We start from the raw sequence: 17,701 nt of genomic DNA on the forward strand, positions 1-17,701 counted from the left end.
TCCACAAAATCTAAGTCGAACTGGGCGATACTACCGCTGAGGCAGGTGTTTTCGGGCATGAATCACTTTGAAAACACCCCGCCTCACTCTTCAATCCTTATCTGAACACCGCGGCTGGCACAATGCTCTAAACTAAACCCTACAGTCAGTGTTTCCAGCGAATTTATATACCTCCTGAATTTTGCCCTGGCATTATAGCCTACACACTTGCACTTTTGAGGTTTTAGAGGCAATATAAGTATCAATGACCAGGTTGTCTCGCCGGACAGTCCTCAGGACAGGAGCAACAACAGTACTGGGGGTAACTTCCCTCAGTACTACGCGGACAGTGAGTGCACAGCAAGGAGGAACTGAACAGTGGACTTACCAGACAGACGGTCCTGTATTCTCGTCGCCAGTAGTTGTCAACGACACAGTTTATGTGGGGAGTGACGATGGCAACGTCTATGCGTTGGATGTAATAAATGGTACTGAGCAATGGCGTTTTGAGACAGGGCGCTTTGTGCGGTCATCGCCAGCAGTCGTTGATGGTACTGTCTATATTGGGAGTGGCGATCGCAACGTCTACGCACTGGATGCTACCAATGGTACTGAAAAATGGTCCTATCAAACAAATGCTCCTGTCTCTTCATCAATCGTAGTCGCTAATAACACCGTTTACGCTGGGAGCAATGATAACAACGTCTACGCGTTGGACGTAATGGATGGCACTGAGCAATGGCGTTTTGAGACAGGTCGCTTTGTGCGGTCATCGCCAGCAGTCGTTGATGGTACTGTCTATATTGGAAGTGGCGATCGCAACGTCTACGCAATAGACATGTTCAGTGGGGCCGAGAAGTGGCGATTTGAGACTGGGGGATTCGTGTTCTCCTCGCCAGCAGTCGTTGGCGGTACCGTTTATATCGGAAGTAATGATAACAATGTCTACGCGATCGACATATTTAGTGGGGGCGAGAAGTGGCGGTTCGAAACGGACCGTGCTGTGCGGTCGTCGCCAGCAGTCATTGATGACACCGTCTATATCGGGAGCGATGATAGTCATGTCTACGCACTAGACGTGTTCAATGGGGACGAGAAGTGGCGGTTTGAGACTGGGGGATTCGTGTTCTCCTCGCCAGCAGTCGTTGACGGTACCGTCACCGTTGGCAGTGGCGATAGCAACGTGTACGCGTTGGATGCGGCCAGTGGCACTGAACAGTGGACGTACCAAATGGGGGATCTAGTTCCGGTTCGTTCATCGCCAACAATTGTCGACAATACCGTCTATATCGGGGGATCCGACAATAACGTTTACGCGCTGCATGCAGGTGAATTGATGAGGGACATAGACGATACTGCTGACTCGACAAATAATACTAACAGCGGTAGCGATCTTGACAATCAAACTGGTCAGGATGGAACCGACGATATTAGTAGCGATGATGCTGGTCCAGGTTTCTGGATCAGTGGAGCTGTGGTTGGACTCAGCGGCGCGTACTACCTGTTGAAACAACGGACTAAGTATAACTCTAAAGAGGATTAAGTACTGTCCTGCGCCACTATATGAAAATTAGGTACGTTCGTGGGATGATTCCGTACATCGATATCCACACAGACAGAACAATGACGACATTTTTGATTTGTCATCGCGTCGCTTGCTTCCACTGTTGAAGACCGATTACCTCGCCATCAAGATCGGGTGCAGCGCACTCCATCCCAGCCCATCGAAAGAGTTCAGCAATCTCTTGTGGGTTATGACCTTGCTGATTCGTGAGTTCCGTTGCGACCAAGCCGGGATCAACTATCCCGACAGTCTGTTCAACATCGGCCGCAAAACTGCGCGCAAGCCCTTCTACTGCAGCTTTAGAAACTCCGTACGCCCCCATTCCCTCAACAGACTCCCGGGCTACAGAACCTGACGGTATCAGCACTCGACCGTCTCTGGGCATGAATTGCAACGATTCACGTACTACTGCGAACACTCCGTAGACGTTAGTGTCCATGACAGTCTTAAATTCCTCGTGCATTTCTTTGTTGAGTGGTTGCTGTCCCGGTGGACCAGTCGTGGTTGCTGCAGCAGGTATCACAATATCAATCGATGTGTCTATCGCATCGACGATTGACACATAGAGTTCGTCCGCATCTGTGACGTCAAGCGGTTTTATTACAGGAGTTCCTCCAGCGTCGGACACAGCAGCAGCTACGTTTTCAAGTCCGGAGTGAGATCGAGAGCAGAGTACAACCCGCCACCCGGCGGAACCGAACGTCTCTGCTACAGCGGCCCCAATACCTCCGCTAGCGCCTGTTATTAATACAGTCTGGTCAGCCATAAATCAACAATCCACAGTTGGCTTCCATTGAAATAAAAATGCCGTTCAGCTCAACTGAACTTCACTAACTATCAGAGAGATGTCCTCGTAAGCAAGCGAATGGATGACGATCAAGACAAAGTCAGCTCTCTTATCTCAGAATGATATTTAGCGTGGGGGAGGTGACCCGTATTTCCAAACCGTTGATGATGCGTACATTATGTTTTCTACTGAGTATATCAATTATAATTACTGAGGTCTGTTACTCGGATGGTACTGGCTACTATCGCAGTTATTGGATTCAAACTGAACTGATTAAACGTGTGTCGATGGCCGTTAGCTTTGGCAGCTGATAGTAGGATGTCTTGGGTTCTGAGAGAATTATAATAGCTTCTTAGAAAATCATCAACTAGTTAGTTCTTCTCCTATTTATATTGGCGAAACCATTTTGATTCCAGATTGTGTGATACCGGTATGCGACTTGAAGATAAGACAGTACTCGTAACGGGTGCGAGTTCGGGACTCGGTCGAGCAACAGCACTGCGGGCTTCACGCGAAGGCGCCGCAATTGTGAATGCCGATATCCGACGTGAACCTCGGACCGACGAAGCTTCCACTGACCAGCTAATCGACGACGAGGGTGGAGAAGCGACCTTTGTATCAACTGATGTGACTGATCTTGACGAAGTCAAAAATGCTATAGATACCGCTATCGCAGAGTTTGGAGATATTGATGCCGTAATCAATAATGCAGGGCGAGCGGAGTCGTATGCGGTTACTGATACCGATGCGGAAAATTGGCAAGGGATACTAAATCTCAATCTCACAGGTGTCTATCACGGCTGTCTAGCAGGTGTTGAGCGGATGTTGGATAATGGCGGTGGAGCAATTGTCAATATTGGGAGTGTGTTTGGCGTTGTCGGAGCACCGAACTCCGCGTCATACAGCGCGGCTAAAGGAGGGGTGATCTCACTAACACGTCAAATAGCTCGTGATTACGCAACCGATGACATTCGTGTGAATGCCGTTTCTCCCGGTTTCGTCGATACACCGATGTTACAAGAAGATACCCACGACGGTACTGTAGAGTTCGCAAAAAGCGAAACACCAATGCGAAGGGTTGGGCAACCGGATGAGATCGCGGACGCAGTGGTATTCCTTGCTAGTGAGCAAGCATCGTTTGTGACTGGACAGAATCTTGTTGTTGACGGAGGTTACAGCATGGCGTGACTGCCTGTCTGAAATTCAGCAGACTGGTTACTCACCAATAAATATATTACACTCGATGATAAAAAACCGAATGGCTCTCAGTGTGAGAGCCATGATAGGCACGAGAATAAAATGGACTACAAATCACCCTAATCAGAGCAGATTGATTGGGTTGCACATCCCTCGTTGATGTCACAGAGTAGTTCCCTCAAATCCCCGGTCTTCCCCGTTTTGCCCGCCGCTAGTCTGGTTCTCTGCTGGGTCTGCCAGCCCCGTCTCCGCTGACGATGCCAATCGATTGCGATAGCAGAGTTTGGGTGAATCGCAGTGTGAGGAGAGGGCGAGGCATACAGACGGTCTACAATCACGGGGCAGTCGCATCATCTATCCACACCTAGAAACCACGACTCTTGTAGTAGGTACTAATTGTGCAGACTGACCCACACAGGGGCTTTCCGAGCGGAGCCAGACTCAGTCATTTAGTAACCGCCCGACATCCATAGGTGTCGGCTCAGCACCGCCAACAAGCGCGCGCTCGACTGTTCGTGTTACGTCCTCGGTAGTAGCCCGGCCACCAGCTCGACGGATGCTTCCCACGGCGGAGGGGTCAAATTCAACACCGAGTGTGTCATACGTCGGTTTAAGCACACGGGCGAGTTTCTCGTGGTCACGTGTGACAACGAGTCCGGCGGTCAGTGCCGCTTCTTCACGTACGCGCTGTGCCATACCGACGATCTTGCCGCCGGCCGAAAGCGACTGTGAACCGGGACAGAAGGCACCCGAGGGTTCTCCACGCTCGACGGTGACGCCCAACGAACTGAGCGCCTCTTGTAACTGTGCTACGGTCCGGTCATACCGATCCGAGATACTGCGGCGTCCGTTCTGGACCGGTTCAGCCCGAGCGAACGCAACGGTGGTGCCGGTGTACGCAACTGCACGGCCGCCCACGGAACGTTCACGGATACGGTACCCGTGATTTCGGACGATTGCTCGCGCCTGGTCGTAGCCGTCCTCATGGACATCCCGTGGGCCGAAGACAACCAATTTCGGAGGACACCAGACACGAACAGTTGGCTCCTTAGTCTGTGACACGGTGGCAAGCATTGCCCTTCCAACATTCTGGTCTGGGATAGATTCCGAAACTTGGCCCCGTAGCACGCGCATATCCGTAGATACCGTTACAAGAGATTCAACGTTGCGGTCGGGCTCAACTTACGATTTTACATAGCGGCGGTTCCTTGTCTGTGTCTGCTTCTCGTATGGGTGCGATCCGCAACTCCACGCAGTGCCCCCAACAGAGGATTTGATACTATTCAGCGGACCTACGATAGCGAAGAACCTTGAGCAGATATCTAATCATTCGGCCCGTACTGGGGGAGAGATAAATTGGCCACGTACCGGTATTCAGAGTGGTTCTACACCCTCGATTATGCGTATCGCCCGATCTGCGAGCTGTGGAACTCCCTCGCGCATCTCTGGATAAAGGGGGTCATCCGAATTGCCCTCCAGATAGCGCCGGAAGAACATCTCACCGAGGCCAGCGAGTTTGTATACCGCGAGCGTCCGATAGAATTTCTCGTTTTCGAAGGTAAATCCTGTCTGGTTTTCGTATCGCTCGACGAGTTCTGTTCGGGTATGATACCCATCGCGCATGGTGACAGGTTCGTAGAGTTGCCCTACAGATGATGGCGGATCGGGATCCTTTTTGTCCCACCAGAACGACAGCATCCAGCCGAGATCGGTAAGCGGATCACCAAGTGTACTGAGTTCCCAGTCGAAGATGCTAGCGATTTCCGGCGGTGTTCCAGGACCGAACATCACGTTGTCGAGTTTGTAGTCGCCATGAACGAGCGTGTGAGGGTATTCGCTAGGGACGTTTTTGTGGAGCCACTCTGTCACCTCGTGAATTTGCGGGACTTCGCGTTCTGTGGACGTGACCTCGAAAGCCCAGTCTAGCTGGTCGCTCCATCGATCGACCTGTCGTTGCGTGAATCCATTGGGGTGCCCGAGATCACCGAGTCCGGCTTTCTCGTAGTCGACTTTGTGTATCTCAGCCAGTCGGTCAATCAATTCGGTGCCGATCCGTTGACGATGCTCGGTTTCCTCAAACCGGTCCGGTTCGTCGGCACGTATCACGTCACCGTCCTGCTTTTCCATCACGTAGAAATCGCTGCCTAGGACCGAATGGTCATCGCAGGCGAGCACTGTCGTAGGGACACAGACGGCGGTATCCTGCAGTGAATCGATGATTCGGTACTCCCGGAGGACGTTGTGTGCCGTCTCGGCCGTCTCACCGGGCGGTGGTCGTCGGATTACCAGTTCGTTGTCTCCCCAAGTGACAAACAGCGTCTCGTTGGAGTGACCCTCCGGATGATGCTCGATATCATACGTGTCGACCGGGCCGAAATGAGTTTCCAGATATGCGGCGAGCGAGTCACTGTCTACGATGCGATCGATGTAGTCCGTGTCAGTATCCTCTGTCATATTGCTGGACCGTCCAGTCGTCCGTTTCTGATACTGGAAACGGACGCCTGTGTTGCAGATTCTGTCCACACCGGCATCAATATTTGGGCAGGACGGTGGATAACTGGTCACGACGCCCGTTGACCAATGTTGGACTCGTAGAACGAATGTTGCCCGAAGGACTGAACAGAATATTTATGACAGACGGTATCAAGCCTCTATATCATGGCACTCGATACTCCAAATTTCACGTTCGATTTCAAACCAGGTACCATTCAGTTCGGGCGGGGGGCCATCGATGGGTTAGACGAGACCCTTGCCGAGAAAGAACTCGAAAGCGCACTGGTAGTCTGTGGTCAAACCGTTGGTTCGACCGACGCAGTCATGGATCCGGTGAGATCGGGGCTCGGAGATCGGTTCGCCGGCGTGTTTGATGAGACGACACCTGCGAAGACGCTGTCGACTGTATTCGACGGAATAGAGCGTCTTCGAGCGACAAAAGCGGATGCAATCGTAGCGGTCGGCGGCGGAAGCAGTCTCGACGTTGCCCGTGGAATCAGTGGACTCGCGCGAGCGGACCGAACACTATCTGATGTCCGCTCCGAGGTTCTCGACTCGGGAGAGGTGACGTTGCCGGCGGACGATGATGCGTTTGTGCCGGTACTGACCGTTCCAACGACGATGGCGGGCGCAGATTTCTCTGTCGCGGCCGGTCTCGTCGCCGAGACAGAGGAGGGTCCTGTTGAGGCGATCCCAGTCGATACTCGGCTGATGCCGACAGCGTTGGTACACGACCCGGACTTGTTCGAGACTACACCGATGGACATCTTAGCGGCCTCAGCCATCAACGGATTCGACAAAGGCGTCGAAGCGATCTACTCGCGGTTCGCAACTCCCGTGACCGACGCGACGGCCGTCCGCGGCCTCCGATACTTGCGCTCGTCGCTGCCGCACCTCCGTGAGTCCTCGGACCCGGCGGTCATGGAACGCGCTGTGGCAGGCACGCTACTGGTCCAATACGGCGTTTCGATGCCCGATCAGTACAAAATCAATGTCGTCCACGCGTTCGGGCACGCGCTCCGCAACCAGTATGGCATTCAGCAGGGTGCCGCCCACGCGGTGATCGTCCCCCACGCCCTCGAACTCATCTTCGCCGAAGGAGGAGGCCGACCGGACGTACTCGCCGACGGACTCGTCACCGGGGCTGAAGATGCGGATGGGACCGAGGCGGCCGTCGTCGAGGCTGTCAGAACGATTCGAGACGGACTGGGGCTGCCGTCGCGACTCCGAGACATCGAGGGTACGGACGAGTCCGAACTCCGCGCTGTCGCCGAGCATACTGCCGAAGACGCATTTCTTGATGTTGGTCCGCAGGAGTTCGATCCGTCCGTAGACGAAATCGAACGAACGCTCCGTGACGCTTGGTGAGTCCCGGCGTAACCTTCTAAGGGTTTCCCGATGTTGGTGTAGCCGATGGTCGAACGCCGACGGTTCGAGGAGTTCGAGACTGGGGAACAGTACGAGACCGATGGTCGAACAGTGACTGATTCGGACATTAGGCAGTTCGTCGGCGCATCGGGGTCGACAGACCCCATCCACGTCGACCGTGAGTACGCTGACGCGCATCCGCTGGTCGACGATGTCGTGGCCCAAGGGACGCTCCTGCTCGGAATTGCCGACGGATTCCTCGTCGACGCAGTCGCGAGCGACGCCGCGCTGGCGATGAACTACGGCCACGAGGAGGTCCGCTATCTTGAATCGGTGTCGCCGGGCGAGACGGTTCACGCCGAGATTGAGATCGTCGACACGGAGCGTCGAAACGAGGATTGGGGACTCGTGACGGCACGGGTAGAACTGGTAACAGCCGACGGTGAAACGGCCGTCCTCGACGTTCACAGGTTGCTCGTCGCGACGAGCGACAACGATGCCGCCTGAGATCTTCTACGCGACGGCATCTGGCCGGGAGTCGGTCGTCAGCAAGAGGATTCCGATTCCGAACAGGCCAATACCGACGTAGACAGTGAAGGTCGCCGGCCATGAGAGCGCACTGATGAGCCAGCCACCCACGGTCGGAGACACGAGCGTCCCGGTGAAGGCAATGGTGGTAAACAGGGCGAGAGTCGTTCCTCCGGAGTTCTCCGTGGCGAGCTCGCGAGCGTATACGTAGTATACGCCGGAACCGAACTGGAGTGAGAAGCCGACACAGATCATCGTCACGGCAAATCCCATCGACGAAACGCCGTTCGCAATGACGTAGAGACCCGGGAGTGCGAACAGCAGCGACGCCGCGACGACGACCCGCCGTCGGTAGCCGAGGGCATCTGATACCCACCCGCCGAACGGCCGGGCAATGACGCCGACTGCCGGGAGGAGAGAGGTCACGGTGCCTGCTTGCGTGAGCGTCAGAGGGAGGACTTCTGTTGCGTAGGTCGGCATCCAGGAATTGAAGAAAATGTATAGCATGTACGAACAAAACGCCGAGACCGACACGATGAGTACAGATCGGTTCCGGAGTGCATTCCCAAACTGCGCGAGTGAGATGGGATCACCCGACTTGATCGGAGTCGACCACGAGAGGCTGAAGAGTACGAACCCCACAGCCGACAGCAACGGATACGTCAGAAACGCTACCTCCCACTCGAAGGCCCTCGCGACGGGAGGACCGCTGAACTGGCTGAGCGCGAAGCCAACGGGAGCGCTCGCAATGAAGACTGTCATCACGAACCCCTGCTTCTGTCCGGCGAACAACTGACTCACCACATTTGTTCCAAGCACGAATAACACACCGCCCGCAATGCCTGCAACGAATCGACTGGCTAGAAACAGCGGGTACGACGCTGAGGCAACACCGACGATGCTCGCTGGGAGGAATACGGCTGTCCCCGCAGCCATCAAGCGACGGTTATCATACCGGTCCATGAGGAACCCGCAGGGAATCTGGGAGAGTACCGTCCCGAAGATCGCCGCGCTGATAGCCAGACCTGCCACCGTCTTCGTTACCGAGAACTCCTCGACGAGCAGCGGAAGAACGCTTGCGGGGGCGATGAAGTAGCCGTTGGCGGCCACCGAAATGATGAAACATGCGACTAACACGCCCGAGCGCGAGTTGCCCAGCCGGCCACCGCTCCCCATGGCCAACACGATCATTTCTGGCTCAGATTGAGCGGCTCCGTTGCCGATAGGGAACCGAATACGCGTTGGTCCACGGCCGTATGGTTCTCGTCTGGCGCCGATCCGACTGTGCCAACGACTCGGTTAATCTGGTCGTCGTCTGGAGCACCTAGGATCACTGTTAGTCGAGTGCTAGCAGCCCACTCACTAATACTCACCGGGAATCGGTTATCAGCGATCCGATCTGGGTGCCCTGACGGCGGAGCAAATAGTGGTTGATTACCTGGCAGCGATGCCACCGTCGGTGACGTGGATTTCACCAGTAACGTAGTTGGCGGCGTCGCTGGCGAGGTACACCGCGCTGGCCGCGACCTCGTCGGGTTCGGCAAATCGATCGAGCGGAATCGTCTCGAGAAGGTCCGAGCGAATCTCTTCGTTCTCGCGGACGCCCTTCGTGAAATCGGTCTTGACGTAACCGGGTGCGAGCGCATTGACGCGGATCGCCGGTGCCCACTCAACGGCGAGCGATTTCGTCAGGCCGACCATCGCGTGCTTCGAAGCGGTGTACGGTGCTTGGTACGGAAGTGCAACGACCCCGCCGACGCTAGCGAGGTTGATCAGCGATCCCGTCCCGTCGCGCTCGTGGACGCGCTGTCCGAATTCCCTGGCGCAGTAGAACGCCCCCGTGACGTTGACATCGAGAATATGACGCCACGTTTCCCCATCGAGATCCCGCGCGTTCCCGAAGAAGGGGTTGACCCCAGCGTTGTTAACGAGTACGTCCACGTCGCCGAGCGATTCCTCAACCTCCTCAAACATCGCCGTCACCGCCGCTTCGTCAGTCACGTCGAGCGGGCGGGGATGGGCGGTCCCGCCGGCTTCTTCGATGCGTTCAGCTGTGGCTTCAAGCGCATCTTCCGAACGAGCGACTGGGGCCACATCGGCCCCCGCCTCCGCCATCGCGACAGAGATCTCTTCGCCGATACCACGGCTACCGCCGGTAACGACTGCGACACAATCTGACAGGGAAAACATCTCTAAGACCATATCCAACGAATCACAAGGCGCGATTATGAACGTTATGCTGCTAGCTCACAGGGGCACTAAAATAGGCATCTATATGACGAGTGAGTACACGGGCGAAATCACTCCCGACGGAGGGCTCATTCTTGAATGACATCAATACTCTACAGACCCGCACTATTTTGAGGGGCGCCTGAGAACGAACGCAGTGATGTGCGCAGACCAGACTGTGTCGACCGAGATACTGGTGATTGGAGGCGGACCCGGCGGCTATGTCAGCGCGATCCGGGCCGGACAGCAAGGGAAAGACGTGACGCTCGTCGAGCGCGATGCGTACGGTGGCGTCTGTCTCAACCGCGGCTGCATCCCATCAAAGGCATTCGTAACCGTCGCAGACCTCGTCCATCGAAGCCGGACTGCCGAGCACATGGGCGTCAACGCCACAGTTGAGGTTAACTTCTCACAACTCCGTTCTTGGCAGGCCAATGTAGTCGATCAGTTGACTGGTGGTGTCGAACAACTTTGTACAGCCAACGGCGTCACGCTTGTCGAAGGAAGGGCGACGTTCGAATCCCCCGGTGAGGTCGCGATTCATGATGGATCGCCTGACAGCCCGGATCGGATTGATTTTGAGTCGGCAGTGATCGCGACGGGGAGCCGGCCGATACAAGTCCCTGGCTTCGAGCCCGACGGCGAGTCGGTACTCACGTCAGCCGACGTGTTCTCGCTGCCGGAACTCCCGGACAGTCTGGTGGTCGTCGGCGGCGGCTACATCGGCATGGAACTGTCGACAGTGTTTGCGAAACTCGGGACCGACGTGACGGTCGTCGAGATGCTGGATCGGATTCTCGCGCCCTACGAGGCCGACATCGCCGACATCGTCCACGAGGAGGCAGAAGCGCTCGGCATCGATATCCGCACAAACGAGGCAGCCAGCGACTGCACCCGGACTGACAACGGCGTCGCCGTGACGACAACCGCAGACGATGAGAAATCGGAGTTTGAGGCCGATCACGTGCTGGTCGCGGTCGGGCGGGAGCCGGTGACCGACACGCTCGACCTGGACGCAGCAGGCGTCGAACTGACCGATGACGGGTTCATCGCGACCGACCGACAGGGACGGACGAGCCAGGAACACATCCACGCAATCGGCGACGTCGCAGGCGAGCCGATGCTCGCCCACAAGGCATCGAGACAGGGCGAAGTCGTCGCGGACGTACTTGCGGGCGAACCGGCGGCGTTCGACTACCGCGCCGTGCCCGCGGCCGTGTTCACCGACCCGGAAATCGGGACGGTCGGGCTCACGGCGGCCGAAGCCGAGGACGAGGGGTTCGAGCCGCTCGTCGGCACGTTCCCACTCGACGCAAGCGGGCGGGCGCTCACCCTCGACGAGTCCAACGGGTTCGTCCGCGTCATCGCCGACGCGGCGACAGAGAGAATTCTCGGCGGACAGATCGTCGGGCCGGAGGCCTCGGAATTGATCGGCGAACTCGCGCTTGCCGTCGAGGTCGGCGCGCGAATCGAGGATGTCGTCTCTACTATCCACACACACCCCACGCTCTCAGAAGCGGTCATGGAAGCGACCGCCGACGCGCGCGGGGAAGCAGTCCACATCTATAACCGCTGAGGTCAGACGCGCCGACGCCGGGGACTGCTGAATTATATATAGTCGCGCCGGGTACGCGGTGACATGCTGTATTTCGAGGACTTCAGCGAAGGTGAGACCTTCGAGCTGTCGTCACAGACACTGACGCGCGCGGAAATCATCGAGTTCGCAGAGCAGTGGGACCCCCAACCGTTCCACCTCGGCGAGGATCATGGGAAAGACGCCGTGTTCGACGGACTAGTCGCGAGCGGGCTCCACACTCTCTGTCTCGGATCGCGGATGATGATCACGGAGGTAATGAACGAGAGTGCCAACATGGGCGGAAAGGGAATTACCGACATCAGCTTCCACCGACCGGTTGAGCCCGAGGAGACGCTCACAGGCCGTCTCGACGTCACTGAGAAGACCGCAACCCATCCGGAGCGCGGCGACGTTATCTTCGAGTTGACGATGACGACGTCGGACGGATCGGCGGTATTGTCGGCCACGTACGTCAGTATTCTCGGCCGTCGGCCCGACGCGTGAGTTGGATTTTCATCAGACTGCCCCAAGGTCGTCGAGTCGTTTCGCGAGGAGTCTGCTCGACGAGTTGACCGGCCGTATCGTGAATTACTCGTCGGTCAGTTTGTGACGCTGGATCTTCCCGGAGACAGTCGTCGGAAACTCGTCGACGAATTCCACTTCACGAGGGTATTTGTAGGCGGCTTCGCGCTCTTTGACGAATGTCTGGAGGTCGCCGACGAGTGCGTCCGACGGATCGACATCGGGTTCTAGTTTGATGAACGCCTTGACGACCGTCCCGCGTTCGGCGTCGTCGATGCCCATCACCACTGCATCGTTGACGGCGTCGTGTTCCCGGAGACACTCCTCAACCTCTAGGGGACTTACTCGATAGCCGCTGGTGATGATGACGTCATCGGCACGCCCCTCATAGTAGATGTACCCGTCCGAATCGTAGGAGCCGGCGTCACCGGTCTTCATCCAGTCGTCAACGAACAGGTCGGCCGTCAGATCCGGCTGGTTCCAGTAATCGAGCAACATCGATTGGTCCGGCCGCTTGACGGCGATGTGCCCGATTTCTCCGGGCTCTTTCCGTTCACCGGTTTCCTCGTCGATGATCGCAACCGTGTGACCGGGACACGGCTTCCCGGAGGCCTCCCGGTTCTCGTCCATCAGATTGGTGTTGGTTCCGACCAGGAAATTACACTCCGTCTGGCCGTAGATTTCGTTGACGACTGCGTCCCACTCATCTTCGACGTAGTCGTAGATGTCGGTGGTCACCTTCTCACCGCCACTGGGCACGACATTGACGTCAAGATCGTACTGGCTGTGGTCTTCCTCTTTGAGCATGCGGATCATCGTCGCGGTCAGCAAGGCGTTGGTTACGCCGTACCGTTCGAGTATATTATAGACTGACTCGGCGTCGAACTGCCCGCCGTAGCCGACGACGGGTTGGCCGTGATACCACGCGCCCCAGACGACGGCGAACAGGCCGCCGACCCATGACCAGCCCGAAGGCGTATAGTGCACTGCCTCATCGCTGGGGAATTCGTTGATCATCTGCCAACCGGGAATGTACCCAAAGAGCTTCCGGTGAGCGTGGTGTGCGCCCTTTGGTTTTCCTGTCGTTCCGCTAGTGTAGATGATGTAGGCTGAGTCCTCCGGATCAGTTGTGACTGTCTCAAAGTTCGGTGATGCGTTGGCGATTCCTTCCTCCCAAGACTGGCCCTCTATCGCATCGGGATCATCGATAGTGATGACCGTCTCCAAGTGGTCGAGGTCGTCACGAAGCGAGTTTAGCAGTTCCGCACGTTCCTCATCGACGATCGCAACTTCCGTCTCAGAGTGGTCGAGGCGGTACCTAAGCCCTTCTCGGCCATACAGCACTGAGAGCGGTACCGAAACTGCTCCTCGTTGAAGTATACCGATGTTGGCGAACAGTGTCTCCGGTCGCTGGGGGAGAACGATACCGACGCGCGACCCTCGCTCGACACCGGCATCGCCCAACAAGTTCGACACCCGATTCGCGATCCGCTGAACCTGCCAGAAGGTGTAGGTGTCCCGGTTGCCGTTTTCATCCTCGTAAAAGAGTGCCACTCGGCGTTTGCCATCATCTCTATCCGCCCAGCGACCACAGAGCGCCTCGGCCATGTTAAATGTCTCTGGAATATCCCACTCGAATCCTTCGTAAGCCTCGTCGTATGTGTCGTACTGACTCAGATCTATGTCCATATCCGTTCCAAGAACACCCTCCATAATGATTGTACTGGATATGATGACTGAAATCGTACATGAACCAGGCACTTGTGGTCCGCGAGGGAGCCAACAACCAGGGTAGTTTCCTTATTGCAGTAATCTTCTCTCTACAGTCGTATTGGTGAACGTAGGAGTCTAGATAAGGTTTTGATTTTGCGATTCGCATTCGAGTCACTGCTTTGAGATGACTACCACTCATCTGTCGATTTCAGCGGAACTACTAATATACCGGGGGTAGCAATGTCAAGACACGGATGGCTCAAGAAGATACAATCTTACAAGTAGAGAATCTCACGAAAAAGTTTGATGGGCTTACCGCCGTTGACGACGTGAGTGTTGAGTTCAAAGATGAAGAACTCCATGCAATTATTGGACCAAACGGTGCGGGTAAAACAACATTTTTTAATCTCCTCACCGGTGCACTGGCTCCGACAGATGGAACCATCCGCTTCGAAGGCGAGGACATCACTGAGTTGGAGCCCAGCGAAATTGCACGTCGTGGCATCATTCGGTCATATCAAGTGACAAAACTGTTCGAGGAGTTGACCGTCCTCGAGAACGTGTCTATCGCAGTTCAATCAGACTCGATGTCCTTCAACTTCTGGCAGCCGACTGATCCGGAAATCGGTGACCGCGCGTACGAGATTCTCGAACGCGTTGGCCTCACCGACAAGGCAGACAACCTCGCGTCGGACTTGAGCCACGGTGAGCAACGAACCCTCGAAATCGCAGTTGCACTCGGCACGGAGCCGAAGATGCTCTTACTTGACGAACCGACGAGCGGTATGAGTCCCGAGGAGACAACAGAAGTAATCGATTTAATTCACCAACTGCAGGGTGAATTTCCAGTGGTACTTATCGAACACAAAATGGATGTAGTCAACGAGGTGGCTGACAAAATAATGGTACTGTACAATGGAGAAAAGATCGCAGACGATGTCCCGTCAGTGGTACAAGATAATGAAGAAGTGCGGCGCGTATACTTGGAGGGGTCAACATGAGCATTCTCGAAGTTGAGAATATTAATACATATTATGGGCAGAGTCACATCCTCCACGACCTCTCGTTGTCGGTTGAGGAGGGATCGCTCTGTGCGCTCATTGGTCGAAACGGTGCGGGCAAGACGACGACGTTGCGCTCAATTATTGGCAGTCAAAATCCCAAGTCCGGGACGGTCAAATTCAAAGGAACTGACATCACGAACAACGAGCCACACGAGACTTCACAACTCGGCATCTCAATCATCCCAGAACACCGCCGCATGTTCCCGGAATTAACGGTCGAAGAGAACCTCCGGTTAGGTCACATGGGACAGGAGATAACAGAAGACCGTGTATCAGAACTAACTAATCAAGTGTTTGAATATTTCCCGCGGTTGGAAGAGCGGTTGGACCAACAGGCTGGACAGATGAGCGGGGGAGAGCAGCAGATGCTTGCCATCGCCCGTGGCCTGTTGTCGGATCCTGACTTATTGCTCATTGACGAACCGACGGAAGGGCTGATGCCGACGCTGGTTGAGAAACTTCGAGACATACTCACACGTATCAGCGATGAGGGGATCACAATTCTTCTCGTTGAACAGAACGTGGAACTCGCCTTCGATATTAGCGACCACGCCTATGTTATAGACGAGGGGGAGAATAGGGTGGACGGACCGAGCGAGACGCTCAAAGAAGACGAGGAGATCAAGGACCGCTACCTTGCGCTTGGATGATCGTCTGATCAGGAAGTTGAAGCTGATTTTCGCTGGTTTTGTCTTTACTTCGAGTCTTATCGTCACTTAGCAGAAGATTCACGATGACTCAACCGATGTAAAAACAAATGATCCTCTTAACGACGAAGGCGCTCAAGCAGGCGCTCAAGGTCGAATGCCTTCTCTTCGTCAAATATGGCTTTGCGAACCAAGCCGATCAGGCCTTCAGGTGCCAATAACACAATTCCGATGATTACGGCTCCGAAGAATATCTCCCAATGCTCGGTGACTCTGGTCAAGGTGTCCGAGAAGAAGATGAATATGATGGCTCCGATGAGTGGCCCGGTGAGCGTTCCGACACCACCGATGATAGTCATCAATACGACTTCCCCAGAGAGCTGCCAGAACAGGATCGATGGGGAAATGAACACGAACAACACGGCATAAAGTGCGCCGGCCAGTGCCGAGAACGCCCCAGACATGGCGAACGCAAGCCATAGGTACGAATTCACGTCGTACCCGAGGTGGAGTGCCCTCTCCTCGCTCTCACGGATCCCCTTCAGAATACGTCCGAACGGAGAGTTTACGATCCGAACGATCGCTAGGAACGACAACATAAACAACGCACAGCTCAGCACGTAGAAGTGGAGGTCGTTGCTCATTGGAGCCAATGGACCGAGGGGTGCCTCGGTAATTGGGATCGCGATTCCATTTGTCCCGCCAGTCAGTTCGTTCATCTGGAAGATTATGGTATAAACAAGTTGAGCCAGCGCTAGCGTGATCATCGCGAAGTAGATCCCCCGGCGTCGAAGGCTTAAATAGCCGAAGACGACACTAATGATCGTCACCCCGATGACTGTAATAGGAATCGCGAGGTAAAGACTAGAAACAAGGTGTTCTAGGCTCAGGATGACACCGTAGGCACCCAATCCGAAGAAGGCCGCATGACCAAAAGACAACTCACCGCCGAATCCAAGGATGATATTATAACCCATTACGAATATCGCCATGATGATCATATGGGATGCAATAAACCATCCCATGAGACTTGGTAAGGCTGCTATCACCACTAAAACACCGAGATAGACGAGGTTTCGTTCCCCGACTCGCGTGTACACGGACCGGGCCCGGGTGGCGATAGCTGAAATCATTCGACAACCCCCTCCTCTCCAAATAGTCCACGCGGACGTACCAGCAATATCAGCGCCATGAACACGAAGACGATTGCCTGCGATGCCTCCGCATAGAATACACCGGTCATAACTTGGAGTTCGCCGATGAGAATTCCCGCGATGACGCTGCCGCGAAAACTCCCAAGTCCGCCGACGACGACGACGACAAACGCGGGTATCAGTAACTCGATTCCGAGCGTTGGGTACGCGCCTCGCACCGGCCCGATGAGCGCACCAGCTGTCCCGGCGAGCGCGATACCAATACCGAACACCAGCATATAAAGGCGTGATACATCGATACCAAGCATGTCTACCATCTCACGATCCTGCGTTCCTGCTCGGATAAGTAACCCTAGGTCCGTCCGAGTGAGGAACAGATACACAGCGACAATGAGCACGGCAGCCGCGACGATAACGAATACCCGGTATACCGGGTACGTGAACAACACGAGGTCGATAGACTCGCTTCCCCAAGACGGCGTGGCAAAGTTCTTGCCAGTCCGACCCCACACGAGGATCACTAACCCACGCATAAGCTCGGCGATACCGAATGTTAGCAATAACTGCAGTAGTGCACCATGCCGACCGTAGGTGTATCTGAGCAGCGTCCGCTCTAAAATCATTCCAATCACGAGGGTCGCGACTAGCGCCGCCCCGATGCTGATCAGGAAGCTCCCGGTCGCATCCATTACTGTCCAAGAGATATACGTTCCAACAAGTAACAGGTCCCCGTGAGCGAAGTTGATCACACCGAGAAGCCCGAAGATGATAGTCAGTCCTAACGAGATGAGTACGAGGATCATCCCCAGTACGAGCCCGTTGAACAACTGGGTTGAGTAGTAGTCGATCTGGAGCGGCATAAGCAGCATATCAGCTACTC

Annotated in this window: 16 protein-coding genes; 8 read left to right on the forward strand and 8 right to left on the reverse strand. The window is 55.4% G+C overall.

What is annotated here, in order from left to right:
* Positions 1 to 244 precede the first annotated feature (244 nt).
* Entirely contained in the window at positions 245 to 1,522 is a 1,278-nt protein-coding gene (locus tag V8P86_RS17380; RefSeq protein WP_336328559.1) for a beta-alanine-activating enzyme beta-propeller domain-containing protein, read from the forward strand.
* Positions 1,523 to 1,622: 100 nt separating this feature from the next.
* On the opposite strand, the gene V8P86_RS17385 is transcribed toward V8P86_RS17380, so the two are convergent.
* Positions 1,623 to 2,309 carry an SDR family NAD(P)-dependent oxidoreductase gene (locus V8P86_RS17385; RefSeq protein WP_336328560.1) on the reverse strand — a complete coding sequence of 229 codons (687 nt, stop codon included), beginning with the start codon at positions 2,307 to 2,309 and terminating at the stop codon, positions 1,623 to 1,625.
* 453 nt (positions 2,310 to 2,762) lie between these two features.
* On the opposite strand from V8P86_RS17385, the gene V8P86_RS17390 reads away from it, so the two are divergent.
* Positions 2,763 to 3,518 carry an SDR family NAD(P)-dependent oxidoreductase gene (locus V8P86_RS17390; protein WP_336328561.1) on the forward strand — a complete coding sequence of 252 codons (756 nt, stop codon included), beginning with the start codon at positions 2,763 to 2,765 and terminating at the stop codon, positions 3,516 to 3,518.
* A gap of 450 nt (positions 3,519 to 3,968) precedes the next feature.
* On the opposite strand, the gene V8P86_RS17395 is transcribed toward V8P86_RS17390, so the two are convergent.
* Both V8P86_RS17395 and V8P86_RS17400 read right to left on the reverse strand, forming a co-directional pair.
* Positions 3,969 to 4,661, reverse strand: a complete 693-nt coding sequence (locus V8P86_RS17395; RefSeq protein WP_442909422.1) for a lipoate--protein ligase family protein — start codon at positions 4,659 to 4,661, stop codon at positions 3,969 to 3,971.
* A 240-nt stretch (positions 4,662 to 4,901) separates the two neighbouring features.
* Positions 4,902 to 5,981 (reverse strand): phosphotransferase family protein, encoded by a 1,080-nt coding sequence (locus V8P86_RS17400; protein WP_336328563.1) that lies wholly within the window; start codon positions 5,979 to 5,981, stop codon positions 4,902 to 4,904.
* Positions 5,982 to 6,185: 204 nt separating this feature from the next.
* Between V8P86_RS17400 and V8P86_RS17405 the strand changes: the two genes are divergently transcribed.
* Together V8P86_RS17405 and V8P86_RS17410 are read left to right on the forward strand one after the other, a co-directional pair.
* Positions 6,186 to 7,388 carry an iron-containing alcohol dehydrogenase family protein gene (locus V8P86_RS17405; RefSeq protein WP_336328564.1) on the forward strand — a complete coding sequence of 401 codons (1,203 nt, stop codon included), beginning with the start codon at positions 6,186 to 6,188 and terminating at the stop codon, positions 7,386 to 7,388.
* Between the two features lie 45 nt (positions 7,389 to 7,433).
* A complete protein-coding gene (locus tag V8P86_RS17410) occupies positions 7,434 to 7,895 on the forward strand; it encodes a MaoC family dehydratase (protein ID WP_336328565.1) in 462 nt (153 codons plus the stop codon).
* A 6-nt stretch (positions 7,896 to 7,901) separates the two neighbouring features.
* Here the strand turns inward: V8P86_RS17410 and V8P86_RS17415 are convergent, their stop codons facing one another.
* Both V8P86_RS17415 and V8P86_RS17420 read right to left on the reverse strand, forming a co-directional pair.
* Entirely contained in the window at positions 7,902 to 9,092 is a 1,191-nt protein-coding gene (locus tag V8P86_RS17415) for an MFS transporter (RefSeq protein WP_336328566.1), read from the reverse strand.
* 258 nt (positions 9,093 to 9,350) lie between these two features.
* Positions 9,351 to 10,118, reverse strand: a complete 768-nt coding sequence (locus V8P86_RS17420; protein ID WP_336328567.1) for an SDR family NAD(P)-dependent oxidoreductase — start codon at positions 10,116 to 10,118, stop codon at positions 9,351 to 9,353.
* A gap of 184 nt (positions 10,119 to 10,302) precedes the next feature.
* On the opposite strand from V8P86_RS17420, the gene lpdA reads away from it, so the two are divergent.
* Positions 10,303 to 11,721, forward strand: coding sequence for a dihydrolipoyl dehydrogenase (gene lpdA / locus V8P86_RS17425; protein ID WP_442909423.1), 1,419 nt, complete (start codon positions 10,303 to 10,305; stop codon positions 11,719 to 11,721).
* A gap of 63 nt (positions 11,722 to 11,784) precedes the next feature.
* Positions 11,785 to 12,225, forward strand: coding sequence for a MaoC/PaaZ C-terminal domain-containing protein (locus V8P86_RS17430; protein ID WP_336328569.1), 441 nt, complete (start codon positions 11,785 to 11,787; stop codon positions 12,223 to 12,225).
* Positions 12,226 to 12,309: 84 nt separating this feature from the next.
* Here V8P86_RS17430 and V8P86_RS17435 read toward each other — a convergent pair whose 3' ends face one another.
* On the reverse strand, positions 12,310 to 13,932 hold the full coding sequence (locus V8P86_RS17435; RefSeq protein ID WP_336328570.1) for an acetate--CoA ligase: 1,623 nt from the start codon (positions 13,930 to 13,932) through the stop codon (positions 12,310 to 12,312).
* A 278-nt stretch (positions 13,933 to 14,210) separates the two neighbouring features.
* Here V8P86_RS17435 and V8P86_RS17440 point away from each other — a divergent pair, with 278 nt between their 5' ends.
* On the forward strand, positions 14,211 to 14,957 hold the full coding sequence (locus tag V8P86_RS17440) for an ABC transporter ATP-binding protein (RefSeq protein WP_336328571.1): 747 nt from the start codon (positions 14,211 to 14,213) through the stop codon (positions 14,955 to 14,957).
* Positions 14,954 to 15,670, forward strand: coding sequence for an ABC transporter ATP-binding protein (locus tag V8P86_RS17445; protein ID WP_336328572.1), 717 nt, complete (start codon positions 14,954 to 14,956; stop codon positions 15,668 to 15,670). Before V8P86_RS17440 ends, V8P86_RS17445 begins: the two co-directional genes overlap by 4 nt.
* A gap of 116 nt (positions 15,671 to 15,786) precedes the next feature.
* On the opposite strand, the gene V8P86_RS17450 is transcribed toward V8P86_RS17445, so the two are convergent.
* Positions 15,787 to 16,800 carry a branched-chain amino acid ABC transporter permease gene (locus V8P86_RS17450; protein WP_336328573.1) on the reverse strand — a complete coding sequence of 338 codons (1,014 nt, stop codon included), beginning with the start codon at positions 16,798 to 16,800 and terminating at the stop codon, positions 15,787 to 15,789.
* Entirely contained in the window at positions 16,797 to 17,690 is an 894-nt protein-coding gene (locus V8P86_RS17455) for a branched-chain amino acid ABC transporter permease (protein ID WP_336328574.1), read from the reverse strand. The genes V8P86_RS17450 and V8P86_RS17455 overlap by 4 nt, the downstream gene beginning before the upstream one ends.
* Positions 17,691 to 17,701: the final 11 nt, after the last annotated feature.

The sequence above is a fragment of the Halovenus anhuiensis genome, from assembly GCF_037080055.1.
Taxonomy (GTDB): domain Archaea; phylum Halobacteriota; class Halobacteria; order Halobacteriales; family Haloarculaceae; genus Halovenus.

Excerpts from the sequence above, each read along its gene's own strand:
- V8P86_RS17380 (WP_336328559.1), top strand. The coding sequence starts at position 245 with ATGACCAGGTTGTCTCGCCGGACAGTCCTCAGGACAGGAGCAACAACA.
- V8P86_RS17385 (WP_336328560.1), bottom strand. The coding sequence starts at position 2,309 with ATGGCTGACCAGACTGTATTAATAACAGGCGCTAGCGGAGGTATTGGG.
- V8P86_RS17390 (WP_336328561.1), top strand. The coding sequence starts at position 2,763 with ATGCGACTTGAAGATAAGACAGTACTCGTAACGGGTGCGAGTTCGGGA.
- V8P86_RS17395 (WP_442909422.1), bottom strand. The coding sequence starts at position 4,661 with ATGCGCGTGCTACGGGGCCAAGTTTCGGAATCTATCCCAGACCAGAAT.
- V8P86_RS17400 (WP_336328563.1), bottom strand. The coding sequence starts at position 5,981 with ATGACAGAGGATACTGACACGGACTACATCGATCGCATCGTAGACAGT.
- V8P86_RS17405 (WP_336328564.1), top strand. The coding sequence starts at position 6,186 with ATGGCACTCGATACTCCAAATTTCACGTTCGATTTCAAACCAGGTACC.
- V8P86_RS17410 (WP_336328565.1), top strand. The coding sequence starts at position 7,434 with ATGGTCGAACGCCGACGGTTCGAGGAGTTCGAGACTGGGGAACAGTAC.
- V8P86_RS17415 (WP_336328566.1), bottom strand. The coding sequence starts at position 9,092 with ATGGGGAGCGGTGGCCGGCTGGGCAACTCGCGCTCGGGCGTGTTAGTC.
- V8P86_RS17420 (WP_336328567.1), bottom strand. The coding sequence starts at position 10,118 with ATGGTCTTAGAGATGTTTTCCCTGTCAGATTGTGTCGCAGTCGTTACC.
- V8P86_RS17430 (WP_336328569.1), top strand. The coding sequence starts at position 11,785 with ATGCTGTATTTCGAGGACTTCAGCGAAGGTGAGACCTTCGAGCTGTCG.
- V8P86_RS17435 (WP_336328570.1), bottom strand. The coding sequence starts at position 13,932 with ATGGACATAGATCTGAGTCAGTACGACACATACGACGAGGCTTACGAA.
- V8P86_RS17440 (WP_336328571.1), top strand. The coding sequence starts at position 14,211 with ATGGCTCAAGAAGATACAATCTTACAAGTAGAGAATCTCACGAAAAAG.
- V8P86_RS17445 (WP_336328572.1), top strand. The coding sequence starts at position 14,954 with ATGAGCATTCTCGAAGTTGAGAATATTAATACATATTATGGGCAGAGT.
- V8P86_RS17450 (WP_336328573.1), bottom strand. The coding sequence starts at position 16,800 with ATGATTTCAGCTATCGCCACCCGGGCCCGGTCCGTGTACACGCGAGTC.
- V8P86_RS17455 (WP_336328574.1), bottom strand. The coding sequence starts at position 17,690 with ATGCTGCTTATGCCGCTCCAGATCGACTACTACTCAACCCAGTTGTTC.